Source organism: Streptomyces sp. STAM6 (assembly GCF_054963715.1).
On sequence record NZ_JBUEFZ010000007.1, the window covers coordinates 220,144 to 236,197 of the forward strand.

10 protein-coding genes and 1 pseudogene are annotated in these 16,054 nt (G+C 74.0%); 6 read left to right on the forward strand and 5 right to left on the reverse strand.

Going from position 1 to position 16,054, the window contains the following annotated elements; all coding sequences use genetic code 11:
- The first annotated feature begins 218 nt into the window (after window positions 1-218).
- The 4 genes from ACY34K_RS12500 to ACY34K_RS12515 are packed head-to-tail and all read left to right on the forward strand — an operon-like array spanning window position 219 to window position 9,010.
- A complete protein-coding gene (locus ACY34K_RS12500; protein WP_462746286.1) occupies window positions 219-1,256 on the forward strand; it encodes an RBBP9/YdeN family alpha/beta hydrolase in 1,038 nt (345 codons plus the stop codon).
- Window positions 1,253-3,310 carry a vWA-MoxR associated conflict system protein gene (locus tag ACY34K_RS12505; protein WP_462746288.1) on the forward strand — a complete coding sequence of 686 codons (2,058 nt, stop codon included), beginning with the start codon at window positions 1,253-1,255 and terminating at the stop codon, window positions 3,308-3,310. The genes ACY34K_RS12500 and ACY34K_RS12505 overlap by 4 nt, the downstream gene beginning before the upstream one ends.
- Complete coding sequence (locus ACY34K_RS12510) at window positions 3,307-4,242, forward strand: AAA family ATPase (protein ID WP_462746290.1); 936 nt, start codon at window positions 3,307-3,309, stop codon at window positions 4,240-4,242. Before ACY34K_RS12505 ends, ACY34K_RS12510 begins: the two co-directional genes overlap by 4 nt.
- Entirely contained in the window at window positions 4,235-9,010 is a 4,776-nt protein-coding gene (locus ACY34K_RS12515) for a NaeI family type II restriction endonuclease (RefSeq protein WP_462746291.1), read from the forward strand. The genes ACY34K_RS12510 and ACY34K_RS12515 overlap by 8 nt, the downstream gene beginning before the upstream one ends.
- Here ACY34K_RS12515 and ACY34K_RS12520 read toward each other — a convergent pair whose 3' ends face one another.
- The 3 genes from ACY34K_RS12520 to ACY34K_RS12530 all read right to left on the reverse strand — a co-directional run bounded on the left by ACY34K_RS12520 (window position 9,011) and on the right by ACY34K_RS12530 (window position 12,756).
- Window positions 9,011-9,628 carry a flavodoxin family protein gene (locus ACY34K_RS12520; RefSeq protein WP_462746292.1) on the reverse strand — a complete coding sequence of 206 codons (618 nt, stop codon included), beginning with the start codon at window positions 9,626-9,628 and terminating at the stop codon, window positions 9,011-9,013. It lies immediately after the preceding gene.
- 173 nt (window positions 9,629-9,801) lie between these two features.
- Window positions 9,802-10,950, reverse strand: coding sequence for a baeRF2 domain-containing protein (locus ACY34K_RS12525; RefSeq protein ID WP_462746294.1), 1,149 nt, complete (start codon window positions 10,948-10,950; stop codon window positions 9,802-9,804).
- 336 nt (window positions 10,951-11,286) lie between these two features.
- Window positions 11,287-12,756 carry an MFS transporter gene (locus tag ACY34K_RS12530; protein WP_462746296.1) on the reverse strand — a complete coding sequence of 490 codons (1,470 nt, stop codon included), beginning with the start codon at window positions 12,754-12,756 and terminating at the stop codon, window positions 11,287-11,289.
- Between the two features lie 210 nt (window positions 12,757-12,966).
- Between ACY34K_RS12530 and ACY34K_RS12535 the strand changes: the two genes are divergently transcribed.
- A complete protein-coding gene (locus ACY34K_RS12535; RefSeq protein ID WP_462746298.1) occupies window positions 12,967-13,311 on the forward strand; it encodes an ArsR/SmtB family transcription factor in 345 nt (114 codons plus the stop codon).
- Window positions 13,312-13,429: 118 nt separating this feature from the next.
- Window positions 13,430-13,603, forward strand: a pseudogene (locus tag ACY34K_RS12540) (MarR family transcriptional regulator); the annotation flags it as partial.
- Between the two features lie 651 nt (window positions 13,604-14,254).
- Here the strand turns inward: ACY34K_RS12540 and ACY34K_RS12545 are convergent.
- Entirely contained in the window at window positions 14,255-15,229 is a 975-nt protein-coding gene (locus ACY34K_RS12545) for a Gfo/Idh/MocA family protein (RefSeq protein WP_462746300.1), read from the reverse strand.
- An 8-nt stretch (window positions 15,230-15,237) separates the two neighbouring features.
- A complete protein-coding gene (locus tag ACY34K_RS12550; protein WP_462746302.1) occupies window positions 15,238-15,738 on the reverse strand; it encodes a flavin reductase family protein in 501 nt (166 codons plus the stop codon).
- Between the last annotated feature and the right edge of the window lie 316 nt (window positions 15,739-16,054).

The following is a 16,054-nucleotide window of genomic DNA, read 5'->3' on the forward strand; positions in this document are numbered from 1 at the left end:
AGGCCCCTGGCCTGAGCATCTCCCGGCCGCCTCCCCCGGCCGGCGCGCACGGGCCCGTCGGCACCCCCCGCCGGCGGGCCCCGTCGGCGCGCCGCTCATCCCGTCGGTGCGCCATACACGGACTCTCCACAACCGGTTGTCCTCGCTCAACCGCGCGGACGATGATCATCGACTAGCCTCGTGGGCGTCGATTCGAGTGTCGATCGGGGGGAACAACGATGAAGCCGCGTCTGGTTCTCGTACACGGGATCGGCGGCCCCCGGGACGCCCGCGCCGACCGGGACGAGTGGCTGCGCGCCCTGGCCCACGGGGCCCGGGCCGCCGGGCACTCGGCGCGCGTGTCGGCGCTGACGGCCGGCTGGGCCGCCGACACCCGGTTCGCCTACTACGGGGACCTGTTCCGCACACGCGGAGCGCAGGGCGGCGGGACGGCGGCCGGACCGGCCGCCCCCCGGCGCGCCGGATCCACGGCGGTCACGGGCGGGGCGGGGTCCACGGACGCCCACCGGGAAGCCGCGCCACGCGACGAGGAACTCGTCGCCGAACTGCTGACGGAGGCCGTCGACGAACGGCTGGCCGACCCGTCGCTGACCCCCGCGGAGGTCAGGGCACTGAGCCACGCGCGCACCCAACTGGCCCCGCCCGGCGTCGCGCAGGGGTTCGGAAGCCCCGGGCGCCGCACGGTCAACGCCCTCACCAGCCTGCTCGCGGTGCCGGGACTGCGCGCACTGGGCGGCTGGGCCAGCGCCCGGACCACCGCGACCGTCCTCGGCCAGGTCGCCCGCTATCTGAACCGCGGTGAGCCGGATTCGGCCGGGGCGTCCCTGGACCGCCGGATCCGCGACCGGGTGTCGGAGTGCCTCGACCACGACGGCCCGACGGTGGTCGTCGCGCACTCGCTCGGTACGGTCGTCACGCTGGAGACCCTGCACATGCACCGGGCGCCCGTGCCGCTGCTCGTCACCCTCGGCTCGCCTCTCGGTGTCCGTACGGCCGTCCAGCCGCGGGTCCGCCCCCAGCCGCTCTCCACCCCCGCGGCGGTCGGCCGCTGGCTCAACTTCTGGGACCGGGACGACATCGTCGCCGCCCGTCCCGAACTGGAGAAGTTCGTCGCCCCCGGCCCCACGTCGGTCAGACCGGTCAGCAGACGGGTCGACTCGGACGGTGCCTGGGTGCACCCGGCGGCGAAGTACCTCGCACAGCCGGCCGTCGCGGGTCCCCTCGTGGAGGCCCTGGACACCGCAGTGGGCCCATGACGGAGCCCCGCCACGCCCTGGTGATCGGGGCGCAGTGCCCGGAGCTCGGCCTGCTGGACGAGCTGGAGATGACGGCCGCCGGTCTGCACGAGACCCTCACCGCCCCCTGGTCGGGCGCGTGCGAGAAGGACCATCCCTCGGGCGCCACGCTGCTGTACGGCTCCGCGGTGACGCAGGCGGACGTCGAGCGGACCGTCCGCGCCGCCGCCCGGGAGGCGGGGGCCGCGGGAGCGGTGCTGGTCGTGGCGCTGCTGGGGCACGGCATCTCGTCCGGGACCGGGCTCTACTTCATGGCGGGCGACTCCCGGGCCGAGGAGATCTCGACGGCCGTCGACGTCGGCTCGCTGCTGACGCAGGTCCTGGAGACGCCCGGCCTCGCCGGCGTCGTCGCCGTCGTCGACACCTGCCACGCGGCCGGCGCGCTGCCCGACCTCAAGTCGCTGACCACCGGGATCCGCCGGGGCGACACGCGGCTGTCGCTGCTCATGGGGTCCGGAGCGGACGAGGAGGCGTACGACCTCAGGTTCAGCCGGACGGTGGTGAAGGTGCTGCGCGAAGGCATCGCCGACGCCGGTGCGACCCTGTCGCCGGCCGCGGTCGTCGACGCCGTCCGTGAGGACGGCGGCACCGCGGGCCAGGGCATCTTCCGGACCGAGTTCGACGGTGCCCAGTTCGCCACGGCGCGGCTGTGGCTGGCCCGCAACCCCCGGCATTCCGGCGGCCGTCCGGGCTCCCTCCTCGGTCCGGTCGGCACGGAGGAGCTCCTCCGTGCCCTGGAGCCGCTGGGCGTCGACCCGGCCGGGGCGGTCGTCACCGGTGCCGAGGGACTCGCGGCGCTGGAGGACGAGTTGTCGGCACTGGCCCCGCACGAGCGGGCGTGGGCGAGCGGTGTGATCGACGCGCTGCGCGCAGCGCTGCGCACGGCGGGCCTGCTCAGCGCATGGCCGGGTGCCGCGCTGACGTCGGCGCTGCTCCGGCGGGCGCTCGCCGAGTCCTGCGCCGGCTCCGAGACACCGCTGCCCGCCTCGTCGGGAACGGATCTGCTGCGCGACGCCGTGGAGTTCCTGCTGCTGCGGGCGCCCCGGGCCGGCCGGCGGCGCACGGCGCCACTGGCGGAGTTCGTGGCCACGCTCGCCCGGGAGACCGGCGTCGACCCGGCGGAGCCCGCCCTGCGCGGCTGGGCCGCCGCGCTCGGCGCGGAGATCGACCTCAATGACGCGTTCGCGCGGGTGAGCGACCGGAGCCGGGAGATGAGGCTGCGGCTGGTGGTGAGCCTCCATGCCGCGGTCGGCGACGAATGGCCGGAGTCGCTGTCGGCCTGGCTGCTGGACGACGGCACGGTGCGCCACCAGGAGGAGTTCGCCTGCGAACCGGACCGGCCGGGCGTGGAGCGGCGGATCGGCGCGGCACTGCGGTGGGCGTCCCGGCTGGCGATGAAGCTGGACGCCCCGCTGCACCGGGTGGAGATCGCGGCACCGGCGCCGCTGCTCGTCCAGTGGCGCCCGGAGGAGACCGACTTCGGCATCCGGCTGGGTGCCGAACACGACGTCGTGCTGCGGTGGAGCGACCGCATACAACCGCCCGAACACCTGTGGTGGATCAACGACCGGGCCCGCAAGAGCCTGCGCGCGATGGACGCGTGCCCCGACGGCGCCCGGCTGGACTGGCTCGGCGAGCGGGACACCCGGCAGCTCCGCGAGCTGCGCGACCGGCTGATGAGCGGGCCCCGCACCCGTGCGGTCGCGCTCGAACACCGCCCCGCACAGCTGAAGGACATGATGGAGACCCTGCTGGCGTCGTCCCCCATCGTGGTGTGGCCCGAGGACGACACGTCGGTGCCCGCGGAGGCCCGCAGCTATCTGGACTCCAACTGGCACCTGCTCCCCGTGGAGTTCTGCCGCGCCTACCGCGACAGCTGGGCCCCCTGCACCCCGGCCCACGGAACGGGCCGGAGCCACCTGGCCCGGCTGCGCACGGTGTGGGACGGCCCCGAGTGGCTGGATTTCTGCAGCTGGTTCGAACAGTTCACCATGGATGGGGAGAGTCCCGCATGACCTGGCAGCCCTTCTACGCCGGGACCGGCAACGCTCCGGAGCGGCAGGTCGAGATCGCTCCGGCGCCGCCCTGGCGGGAGTTCCCGCGCCGGCCCCTGCACGAGCAGTTCGTTCCGCCGCGCGGTCTGGTCGAAGCGGTCAACGCCGCGCTGGCGCTGCGCCGTCCCCTGCTGCTGACCGGACCGGCCGGCTCGGGCAAGTCCACCGTGATCGAGCAGGTGGCCGCCGAGCTGCGCCTCGGCACCGTACTGCGCTGGCACATCACCTCCCGCAGCAGCCTCACCGAGGCGCTGTACCGGTACGACGCGCTCGGCCGCATCCACGCCCAGCGGCTGGAGGGCGCCGACGGCAGCGACGACATCGCCCCGTTCCTGCGGATGGGGCCCCTCGGCACGGCGCTGCTGCCCGGGCGGCGACCGCGGGCGCTGCTCATCGACGAGATCGACAAGAGTGACCTGGACCTTCCCAGCGACCTGCTCGACGTGCTGGAGCGGGGCGAGTTCGAGATCCCCGAGCTCGCCCGCTACGGGACCGACGTGGTCCACGTCCGTGAGTGGGGCGGCGACGCGCGGCACGCCGTGGAGCGCGGCCGGGTGCAGTGCACCGAGTTCCCGTTCATCGTGATGACCAGCAACGGCGAACGGGACTTCCCCGCGGCGTTCCTGCGCCGCTGCATCCGGTTCACGATGCCCCTGCCCACGGCGGAGTCGCTGCTGCGGGTCGTGGAGGCCCATCTCGGCTCCGACAAGGCCGGGTCGGAGCCGGCCGCACAGCTCATCGAGGTGTTCATGGAGCGGCTCACCGCGGGCGAGAGCCTGGCCGTGGACCAGCTCCTCAACGCGGTGCACCTGCTGGCCGGGGAGAGCGCGCCCGACGACGAGCGGCGCCAGGAGGTCGTGGACCTGATCCTGCGTGAGCTGACCCGTGCCTGACACGCTCGCCCGGATCGTCTCCGCCCTGCGCACGGCCGGCCCGGAGCTGGACGGCCCGGCTCTGGCGGAGGCCCTGTGGCTGGCGGCCCGGATGGCGGGCGGCGAGCAGCCGGGGACGGACGCGGCGGGCGCCGCGGACCGGACGGAGGCCGCCGCGCCGTCCGGCCCGGACGGCCGGCCCGCCGGGCCGGAGGCGGAGCCGGGGCCGCCGGTCCGCGGTCCTGACGGCCCACCGGAGGGCGAGGTGCCCGCCCCGGCGTCGCGGCCCCTGCACGAGCGGCTGGCGGGCAGCGGCGCCCGGCTGCGGGGTCATGCCGTCGCGGCGCCCAGAGCCGCGGGGCTGCCGCGCGCCCTGGAGCTGACGCGTGCGATGCGGCCCTGGAAACGGCCGTGGCCGCAAGGACGCCGCAGCGAGCTGGACATCGAGTCGACGGTCGACGGGTACGCCCGCAGCGGGGAGCTGATCCCGGCGTTCGCCGCCGCCCCCGAGCGGTGGTTCGACCTGGCGCTGGTCGTCGACCGCTCGCCGAGCATGCGGGTGTGGCAGGAGACGATCGCCGAGTTCACCTCGGTGCTCGACCGGCTCGGTTCGTTCCGCACGCTGCAGGTGCGGGATCTGGCCTTCGGCGCCGACGGCCGGGTGCGGACGCCCGGCCGGCTGCGCTCGGCCGACGGCCGGCGGCTGGTCGTGGTGGTGTCCGACTGTGCGGCCGGCCCCTGGCGCCGGCCGGAGGTGTGGCAGTTGCTGCGCGAATGGGCCGGCACCACCCCGACGGCCCTGCTCAACCCGCTGCCCACCAAGCTGTGGCGGCGCACCGGGCTGAACCTTCCCACGGCCCGGTTCACGTCCGCCGCACCCGGCGCCCACCGGGCCAGGCTCCCCCACGACGCGCCGCCGCTGCTGGACACGGGCGAGCCGGACGACCCCGGGGCGTGGCTGCCGATTCCGGTGCTGTCGCTGACTCCGCACTCCCTCGGGCGCTGGTCGCGTGCCGTGATGCGGAGCGACCCGGAGGGGTGCACCGCCGTTCTCGTACCGCCGGCCGGCCGGACCGCGGGGCCGTCCCGGCCGCCCGGTGTGCCGCTGCCGCCCGGGACGCTCGCGAAGGGCTTCCTGCGCACCGCCTCCCCCAGGGCGGCCCGGCTGGCCGTGCTCTGTTCCCCGTTCGACCGGCTCAGCCTGCCATTACTGCAGGTCGTCCGTCAGGAGCTGGTGCAGGACGCCACGACGGCCGATGTGGCCGAGGTCGTGACGAGCGGTCTGTTCGAGCTGGAGCAGGACGGTGCGGGGCCGGTCGAGCTGGTCCTGCCCGCGGAGGCCCGGGACGTGCTGCGGGAGCAGCTCGCCGCCCATGAGGTGTGGCGCATCCACCGGGCGCTCGACCGCCATGTCGCCTCCCGCGGTGACGGCCGCGCACGGCTGCCCTCGGTGGTGTACGACCCCGAGGGCGGCCGGGACCTGCCGGCCGAGCGGGAGTCCTTCGCCCGGGCGTCGCGGCAGACCCTGGAGCTGCTGGGGCTGTCGGCGCCGCGAGCGGTGGCGGAGCAGGAGCGTGCCGAAAGCCGGGGTGGGCAGGAGGAGTTCACCGGGAACGCCGAGGTGGCCGAGGAGCTGATCCGCCGGCTCTCCGCACCGAAGGGCCGGGTGCACGTCGTCACCGCGCACGGCGGTGCCGCGGGGGCCGGGAAGACCGCGCTCGTCAGGCACGCCGCACGCCACGTCCGCACGCATTACCCCGACGGGCAGGTCTTCGTCGACCTGCGCGGATCGTGGGCCTTCCCCGTCGCCCCGGACGCGGCGCTGCACACCGTGCTGCGCGAGCTCGGTGTACCGGAGGCCCGCATCCCGCGCAACGTGTCCGGGATGGCCGCGGTCCTCCGGTCGGAGCTGCGGGAGCGGCGCGTGCTGCTGGTACTGGACGACGCGCACGACGCGCGGCAGGTCGCCCCCCTGCTCACCGACGCCCCCGGCTGTACCACGGTCGTCACCGGCCGGACGCCCCTGGAGCTCCCCACCGACTTCGCGGTCTCCGTTCTGGAGCCGCTGACCGGCGAGGACGCGGTGGCACTGCTCGGCGCCCGGACGGGGCGCCGCCTCACCGGACAGGAGGTGGCACACCTGCGGGAGTTGACGGCGGAGCACTCCTGGTGGCCCCTGACGCTCCGGCTGATCGGCGACTGGCTGGCGAGTCCCCACACCTCGCCGGAGCGCGTGGCATCGCTGATCCGGCAGGCCGGCGCCCCGGCCCTGGACACGATCCTGCGGCCGCGCCTCCAGGACCTGCCGCACGACCTGTCCGAGGCTCTCCTCCTGCTGTCCCTGGCGGAGCAGGGAGAGGTGACGATCCACGAAGCGGCGGCGATCCTCGACCGGACGCCCGAGCACGCGCGCCCCACGCTCGAGGCACTGGTCCGGGAAGGCCTGCTGGAGCACACGGGTGGCGGCCCGTACCGGTTCCGGGCCGCGGTGCACCGGTACGTCCGCGCGGAGCTGACGAACCTGCCCACGACGGCCCTGTTCGACCCGGTCCAGCGGCTCATGGGCCTCCATCTCTCCGCCGCCGCGCAGCTGTACGCGTCCGAGCGCCCCGGCACCCGGCTCCCCCAGCGTCTCGAAGTCTCCGACCCATTGCCCTCCGCCCCCCTGCCGGACAGGGACGTCTGGGCCCCCAACGCCCTCGGACTGGCCCGGTGGGCGGCACGCCACCTGCCGCCCGTCGGGCAACGCCGTCCGGTCGATCTGCTGCTCCTGCTCCAGGACCTGGGAAGCTCGCCGCGGCACTGGGCCGCGTACGAGCCGGCGGCGAAGGCCGTCATCGACACGGTGGCCACCAGTCCGCTCGGTCTCACCCGTGGTGTCGTCGCCCTGGCGCATGCGCAGTACGCGGCGGGACGGTCGGAGGCCGCCGAGGAGACCCTCGGCCGTGTGACGCGCTCCGCGCTCGACGAGGACGTCATCACCCACGGCCACACCGCCCTGCTGCGGGGGAAGCTGGCCGTCGAGCGCGGCGCGACGGACGAGGCGGTCAGTGAACTGGGCCTGGCGCGGGCCTGTTTCCGGGCCGAGGAGGACCACCACGGCCAGGCGGCCGCGTGCCTTCTGCTGGCCCGGTTGCGACGCTCCCAGGGCCGGACCGACGAGGCGGTCCGGATGGCGCAGGAGGTCCTGCGGCTCTTCCCCGACCCGGAGACGGCCGGGATCGCCAGGGGCGCCCTGGCCTTCCTCGAGAATGTCGTGCCCACCGCCACCGGCGGGGCCGACTCCCCTCCCGGGGAATGGACCCCCGCCCCGGCCGGCCCGTCGGTCCGGACCGTCGTCGCGCTGGAGGCCGATCCGGAAAACCCTGCCCGCACGGGCGACGTGGTCATCAGCACGCTGCTCGCCGGGGCCGTCCTCACCGACCGGGAGCAGGGCGAGACGCATCTGTCGGGCGACGTCTGCCTGCTGTTCGTCAGCCCCGATGTGCCGCTCGGTCCCCTGCTCGACGGGCTGGCGGAGAGGCTGCCCGGGGCGCTGGAGGCGGAAGGGCTGCGTGCGCGGGTGCGGCTGGCCGTGCACACCGCGCATGTCGACACCCGCGCCGCCGATCTCGCGTCGCAGCTCGGTGTGGGGATCGCGCTCGCGATGCTGCGGTCCGCGGCGTTCCGTGAGGCGGCGGACAACTTCCCCCTGCACCCCACGCTCTGTCTCTCTCCGGAGGCCTTCGGCTCCCTGCCCCCGCGCCACGAGGACGGCCCGCTGACCCGGCGGTTCCGTTCGCGCGAGGTGACCAGCGCGCGCGGTACGCCCTTGTGCGTCATCCTCACTCCGCGTATCGACCTGACGACCACGTTCGACGCCGAACTGCTGATACTGGCACGGGTGCTGAACGATCTCGATCCGCACGGGCGGCGGATGGCGCGGGTGCTCAGGGAGTGTTTCGACACGGTGCTCGACGCGGAGACGACCGGCCGGTTCGACGTCCGGCAGCTGAGCGGGCAGGAGAAGGCGCTGATCGGCGTGGAACTGGAGCGGTCGCTGCGCCGGGAGTTCCAGTTCGGGCCCGGCACGTCGACGGACCTGACCTGGACCAGTCCCGACCGCCCGGTGCCTCTCGCGTTCAACCTCAAGTTCTCCCTGGGCGGCCCCCACTGGCTGTTCTCGGGACAGGCCCAGGGCCGGATCTGCCTGGTGGTCCACGCGGACGACACCCGCTCCCGGTGGTCGTCGGGCCTCATTCGCGTACGGCAGGAGGTACTGAGCGCCGGCGCGGCCGGTGAGGCGGGGGCACCGCTCACGCGGGAGGCCCGGATGGCGATGCTCTGGCTGCACCGGGAGGCGCCGCTGCCGACGAACTTCCTGCTGCACATCGAAGCCGCGGCGCGTGAGGCGATCCTCGCCCCCGAGTCGGCGGCCGAGCGCATCCTCGAACTCTTCCGCCGGGTGCAGTGCCGGCCGATCCCGGCGTCGGTGCTGCGGGCCGTGACCCGGCGGCGAGGGATTCCGCGGCGTGTGCGCAGCGCCGGGCAGACGCTGCACGACGAGGGTGTGGTGGTGCTGACCAGCAGCGCACGGGACCGGGCGATGGTCGGCGCGCTGCGCCTGCCACCGCCCGGCCCGGGCGAGTACCTGAGCGTCCGGCTCTCCCGCCGGCGCCCGCACCACCTGCGCAGGCCGTCGATCATCGCCGGCGGGATCCCGTGGATCGTGGCCGGCCCGGGGGATCCTGTCGAGGCCCTGCCGGACGACCTGCGCAGCCACGCCCGCAACAGCGCGATCGGCCGGTGACTAGGCCTCCGCCGGCGCCTTCTCGTAGGGGAAACGGGCGAGCGGCGTCCCGCCCTGGAAGAACGTCTTGGCGCGGAGCATCGCCCGTTCGTCGCCCCGTACCTGGCCCGGCCGGGAGCCGTTGCCGAACAGCACTCCGCCGAACCGCATCCTGAGGTAGGCCGCCGAGTTGCTGAGCGTGGTGACGAGTCCGTCGGCGACGGACTCGTCGTAGTCCGCCATGACCGTCACCCCCCACAGCGTCCGGCCCGCCATGCGCTGCTTGAAGTCCAGGCCCTCCACCCCGAGCCAGCCCGACCAGTAGTCGAGGTAGCGCTTGGTCTGCGCGGACAGGGTGTACCAGTACAGCGGCGAGGCGAGGACGATGTCAGTGGCCTCCAGCGTGGCCTTGCGCAGTGTCTCCTCGTTCTCCCCGGCCGACCAGGCGTCCGATTCGTGCCGGCCGTCCTGGAAGTCCGGCAGCGGCAGTTCGGTCAGGTCCACCCATCGCTGGGTGACGCCGGGGGGCAGTTGCTCGGCGGCGGCCCGGGCGAGCGTCTCCGTGTTGCCGTCGCTGCGGGAGCTGCCGAGTACGAAGAGGAACGAGCGGTCGGTGCCGAAGGCCGTGTCGGTGGTCAATGTCTGCTCCGGTCTCGTGCCCCGGGCAAGGCGCCGGAGGCCAGACGCCGACCGCCGCCCGGGGGCCGTGGTGTGTACCTCGCCTCCAACCTCCGTACCCCCGGGGGTTATTCCGGCCAGATGATCGACCCGTGGTGGGGCGGAGCCGGCCCGGCGGCGCCCGGTGTGCGCGGTCAGCTCCAGCGCAGTACGGCGCCCAGGCCTCCGGCCGGTCCCTGTACCCCGTCGGGAACCATGAGGACGTCGCAGCCGGCCGCCACGGCGGACCTCAGCAGGGCGTCGTCCGCGCGGGCCCGCTCCGGCTGAGTGACGCCCATCGCCTGCAGGTGGCCGCGGCGCACGGCGACCTCGTCGACGCCGGGTCCGATCCACACCTCCCGGCGCGCGTCCGCCGCGTCCGGCGTGAGCAGCAGCGTGCCGACCTGGTGTTTGCGTACGGCGTCCACGACCGCCGGCATGCCTTCGGCCGCCTCGCCGGGGCCGGTGTCCACGGAGGCCGACTCGCGGTGCTCGCCGGGCCTTCCGCGCCCGACCCGGAACCGGTCCAGTGCGGTCCGGAGCCGGTCCTGCGCGAACGTCTCGCAGGCCTCCGCGATCTGCTGGTCGAGCACACGGGTCGAGGCGCCCGGGGACCTGCCGCCGTTGCCGGCCTCGACGGTGACGGCTTGGACGCGCTCCGGCAGCCGGTTGTGCACGGCCCTGCGCTCACGCGGGTCGCCGGTGAGGACCAGCAGGTCGGCGCCGCACTCGTGCCAGGCACGGGTGAGTTCGCCCGCGATGGTGTCGGCGGTCTCGTTCCAGCTGTTCTCGACCTTGTTGCGGTAGTGCCACTCGTAGCGGTCCGTGGGGATGCTGCGGTGTCCTCGCCCCTGCCATTCCCTGCCCTGTGCCTGGCCCAGGGACGAGCGGGTGCGCCCGTCGCGGAGCTCCAGGTCCGCGCCGGTCCGGTCGATGTATCCCACCAGGCACTTCGGCTCGTCGCCGCGCAGGCCGGCGAGCGGCGCGACGTGCGGCAGGATCGAGCACGTCGCCTGGGTGGCGGGCGGGGGCACCGCGAGCGGGACGTCGAGGACGACCTCGCCGCGCGTGGCGAAGAGCGCGCGGCCGGGGGGCGCTCCGGAGACCGGTTCACGGGCGAGGGTGTCCATCACCGCCCTGACGGTGGCGGCGTCGGCACCCGCGTCGATGAGCTGGGAGGCGGCGGCCCGGTTCCGCAGTTGCTGCACCTTGGCGGCGTCCTCGGTCCTGCGCGTGGTGTCGAGGTAGAGCGAAGCCCATGGGCCTGGCCGGTCGAAGAGCGGTTTGAGAAAGCCGAGTTCCATGATTCCTCCAGGCTCGTGGAGGTGCGAGTACCACCAGGTTATGCCGATACACCGGGTTTGGCCGGGTGTATCCGTTCCCGGCCGGGGAGGCGGAGGGACCCGGGGGTGAAGCCTCTGCGCGCCCGCCTGCTGGCGGAGAGTGACCGTCCACCCGCCCGCGCCGCCCCATGCCCGCGCCAGCACCGGGCTACGCCGCCGCACGCCTGCACGGCCGCACGCGCAAGGCTGCTCCCCGGGACACTGGTCTGTCCCGGGGAGCAGCGGGGAGGGTGGCAGGTGCCGGTGCCGTGCCGTACGGGGGAGGGATCGACACGGCGGTCCGGTCGGTTTACCTGCTCACCGCGCCGTGAGGACGGGGTCCTCCACGACGGTCTGGGTGGCACCGGCGTTCTTGCGCGGCAGACTGAGGGCGATCAGGAGGCCGACGACCATGCCCGCCGCGGTGAGCAGCACCACGAGGAACTCTCCGTCGGCGGTGGCGGCGCGCAGCGCGTCGCCCGCCTTGCCCTCGGTGCCGATGTCGGCGATGGCGGTCAGGACGGCCAGCCCGATGGCGTTGCCGATGTTGAGGGCGGTGGAGGCCATGCCGTTGGCGATGCCCTGCTCGTTGGGGGCGACACCGGTGGAGGCGGCGATCCACATGGCCGTCCACACGATGCCCTGACCGACACCGGAGAGGATCAGTCCGGGCACCGCCGCCAGGTAGGTGGCGTCGCTGTCGAAGCCGAGGGCCAGCACCGCGGTGCCGACGGCGCCGATGACGAAGCCGGCCACGAGAGTCGTACGGGTTCCCAGGCGGGTGGTCATGCGCTCGCCCAGCTGCGTTCCGGTCGCGATCGCGACGGACGGGACGAGGAACGCCAGGCCGGTCTGCAGGGCGCTCATGCCGTGGACGGTCTGCAGCAGCACCGTGAGGAAGTAGGGCAGTGTGCCGAACGTGGCCATGTAGAGGAACGTGACCGTGATGCCGACGCTCAGGTTGCGGTTCCGGAAGAGGCGGAACGGCATGAGCGGGTCCTTGCTGCGTGCCTCGACGGCCGCGAAGGCGATCAGGAGCACGACCGCGGCGACGAAGGCGCCGACCACGGCCGGGGAGGTCCAGCCGATCTCGGGCCCTTCGACCAGGGCGAACACCAGCAGGGTGGAGCCACCGGTGGCGGTGAGCGCGCCGGGCAGGTCGAACTTGCGCTTCTCGCCGCCCACTTCGTCCCGCGGGATGACGGCGAGTGCGGCGAGCGCGACGATGCCGGCAAGCGGCACGTTGACGTAGAACACGGCCGGCCAGCCGAAGCTCTCGGTGAGGATGCCACCCAGGAGTGCGCCCACGGTCAGACCACTGGCGCCGGCACCGCCCCAGACCGCGAGGGCCTTGTTGCGCTTGGGCCCCTCCTCGAACAGCGTGTTGATCAGGGAGAGCGTCGAAGGCAGCAGCAGGGCGCCACCGATGCCCTGGACGGCGCGCGCGGCGATGATGACGGCGGGGCTGCCCGCCAGCCCGCCGGCCAGCGACGACACCGCGTAGATGGCGAGCGCGAGGACGAACATCCGGCGCCGGCCGAGGAGGTCGGCCGCGCGGCCGCCCAGCAGCAGGAAGCCGCCGGCGAAGACGACATAGGCGCTGACCACCAACTGCTGGGTCTGGCCGGGGAATCCGAGGTCGGTGCCGATGTCCGGCAGCGCGACGAAGACGATGTTCAGGTCCAGCGAGAAGATCAGCTGCGCCAGGGCCAGCAGCGCCAGACTCCAGCCCAGACGTCGCTGCCCCGAACCGGGGGCGCCGGCCTGCAGCGAGGGTGAAGTGGACATGAAAGGGTCAGCCCTTCTTCGGTCATGGGCGGACAGCCCAGCGAGTACGACTGTACGTATCCTGACGTACAGTCGTACCGTCCGCAACGGGTGGGGCGCGATCGGTGACTACTTTGGAAAGTCGGGGAACTCGCCCTGCAGAAAGGGCTGTTCGGGCCGTGCGGGTGGGCAGGAAGCCCGATTCGGCGATTGTCGCGGTACAGTAGAACAATGATCGCCCGCCACCCCGACCGTGAGCAGATCCGCATCGAAAGCGTCCTTTCCGCACTGGGACACCCGATGCGGCTGACCGTCGTGCGCGTCCTCAATGACGGCGCGGAGCACAATTGCGGGAGCATTCTCGACGGAGTGTCGAAGTCGACCATGACCCACCACTGGCGCGTCCTGCGTGACAGCGGAGTCATCTGGCAGCGGCCCTCCGGGCGGGAGAACCTCCTCTCCCTGCGGCGCGAGGACCTCGACGCCCGGTACCCGGGCCTCCTCGACGCCATCCTCCGCGGTGCCGCGCTGGACGCCGAGTCCGACGCCGCGACCGACGCGGTCGGCCCCGCATAAGCGCGTGCCCCCGCTTCCCACGGACGAGCGGTCCCCGGCGCGCGTCTGGCACACCCTTTCCGCATTCCACGGCCGGCTCGAAACACGATCACGGCAAGTGCTGTCCGAGCAGTGCGACATGAGTGTCCGGGAATTCACGTTCCTCGTCACGCTCGAACGCGACCGGCGGGAAAGGGAACCGGAAATGCACCGGCTCACCGCGGCCGTGGGACTCAGTCCGAGCGCCATGACCCGGCTGGTGAGCCGGCTGGAGAAGCGCGGTCTGGTGACGCGCACCCTGTCCTCGGCGGACAAGCGGTGCGTCTGCCCGGTCCTCACGGAGGCGGGCGCCGAGCTCGTCGGGCGGCTGCGCCCCTCGGCCGACGCGGCCGTCGCGGAAGCGCTGCGGGAGTGCCGGACCGAGCCCGCGTTCGCGGCACTGGCCCGGGCACTCCGGCCCACCGGGCGCGGAGTCCTCACCGGGGGGCGAAGTCCCCGCCGGGGGCGAAGTGCCAACCGGAGCCGAAGTCCCCACCGAGACCGAAGTCCCCACCGAGACCGAAGTCCCCACCGGAGCCGAAGTCCCCACCGGAGCCGAAGTCCCCACCGAGGCCGAAGTGCCCACCGAGGCCGGAGTGCCCACCGGAGCCGAAGTCCCCACCGGAGCCGAAGTCCCCACCGAGGCCGAAGTGCCCACCGGAGCCGAAGTCCCCACCGGGAGCGGGGATTCGCGAGACACGGCGGTCACACCCCGGGAAGTATCCACGCCATAGCCTCGTCCGCTCCGCAGGCGGGCCGGGGCCTCCGGTCCGTGGGGCAAGCCTCTCCCGTGCCCCGCGGCCACGGACGGATGCATGGGCGGCCAACGGCGACGCCGCTGAATGCCACCGGCGCCTTCGGGCGCGGCGAACCGCGGCGTCGCCGCGCGTGCCAAGCGCTGCCGGGAGGGCGGCACTTCGCGGGATCACGCCCGTGGCGGCGTCCGTGCCGCCAGTCTCGCGGCGGTGTCGAGGAGCCGCGCCGTGCGCTTGATCTGCTCCGCGTCGGGCGCCTCCCACGCTGCGCCGTCGCCCCTGAGCCGGCCGAGGAACGCCTCGAGCGCCGCTCCGGCGCGGATCGGGGCGTGCGTCTCTCGGCGGGGGCGGTCGTCGCGGTCCGTGAGTACGGTCAGGGAGCCTTCGCCGTCCACCTCCACCGTTCCGCGACCGCCTTCGACGCGCAGCCGGAAACCGCCGGGCCGGGACGTCCATCCCGCGTGGACGGAAACCGTCGCCGTCCCCCACGTCAGCAGGGCGGCCCCTGCCACGTCGACGGGGCAGCCCGGGCGGTGGTCCAACCGGGCCGTGTCCACCCGGAGCCCGGCGTACGGGTCCAGCCAGCCGAGCAGATCGAAGAGGTGGACACCCAGGTCGGCGAAGCCGCCGGTGCCTCCTCGCGCCGGGTCCGCCATCCAGGCGGCCGGGCCCCGGAACATGCCGTCCAGAAAACCGGGATGGGTGAAGGAGGCGTGGACGTGGGCCGGCCGCCCCAGCGTTCCCCGGGCCAGCAGTGCGCGGACACGGCGCAGGGCCGGGGCACAGCGCAGGAACATGGCCGTGGTGGAGGGCGGCTCCGAGGCGGCCAGCAGAGGGGCGAGCCGGGCGGTCTCGGCCTCGGTGACGCCGAGCGGCTTCTCCACGAGGGTCGGGACGCCCGCCCGGGCCGCACGGCGGAGCAGTTCCCCGTGCTCCGCCGTGGTCGAGGCGATGACGGCGGCGTCGGCCCGCTCCAGCGCCCCGGCCGCGGAGGAGACGACGGGCCCGCCGGGCAGGACGCCGTGGACCGCGACGAGTTCGGCCTCCGGGTCCTCCTCGATGACCCGGAGGTGGTCGCGCAGATGGACGTGGGAGGTGCCGAGGAGGGCGACCCGGACGACCGGCACGGCGCGGTGGCGCTCCACGGACGGCGTCAGCGCACGCCCGCCATCTGGACGTCGGTGACCGGGCGGGCGAAGGAGCGGTCGCTGTACACCAGCGGAGTGCCGTCGCCCGTGTGCGTGGCCACGGCGCGGCCGACGAGGATGCTGTGGTCTCCGCCGTCCAGTACGGCGTGCATGGTGCAGGCGATACGGGCCGCCGCGCCGGGCAGCCCGGGCAGGCCCAGTTCGCAGCCGGTCATGTCCCCGTCGGCGAACCGGTCGACGCCGGAGCGCGCGAAGCGCACGGCCACGTCGGACTGCTCCACGGCGAGCACATTGACGAGGAAACGGTCGGCCGTGGTGAACGCCTCATGGGTGCTGGCCTTCTTGTCGAGGCATATCAGCACCAGCGGCGGGTCGAGCGAGAGTGAGCTGAAGGAACTTCCGGTGAATCCCCAGCGCCGGCCGGCCGGGTCGACGGTGGTGGCGATGGTGACGGGTGCGGGGACCCGGGCCATGGCCCGGGTGAACAGGGTGGGGTCGACGGACATGACTGTCCTTCCGTTCTCGCGGATCGGGTCGGATCGGATCGGATCTGGGCTGCTCGGCTCGGGGCGGGGATGGCTCGGACGGATCGGCTCCGGGCGGATCGTCCAGGACGGATCAGGTCCGGGCGGATCGGTCGGCTCAGGTCGGATCGGGTCAGGGCGTGCGGGTGCCCCTTCGCGCGGGGCGGGGCGAAGGGGCGCCCGGCATGAGGGCGCCCGGGCGGGCGCGGAGAGAGGCACGGGGCCTACAGCCCCGGAATGGGGACTTCGCGGCAGGTGCCTAAGAGAGGCCGACGATGCCGGTCTCGGTGACGTAACC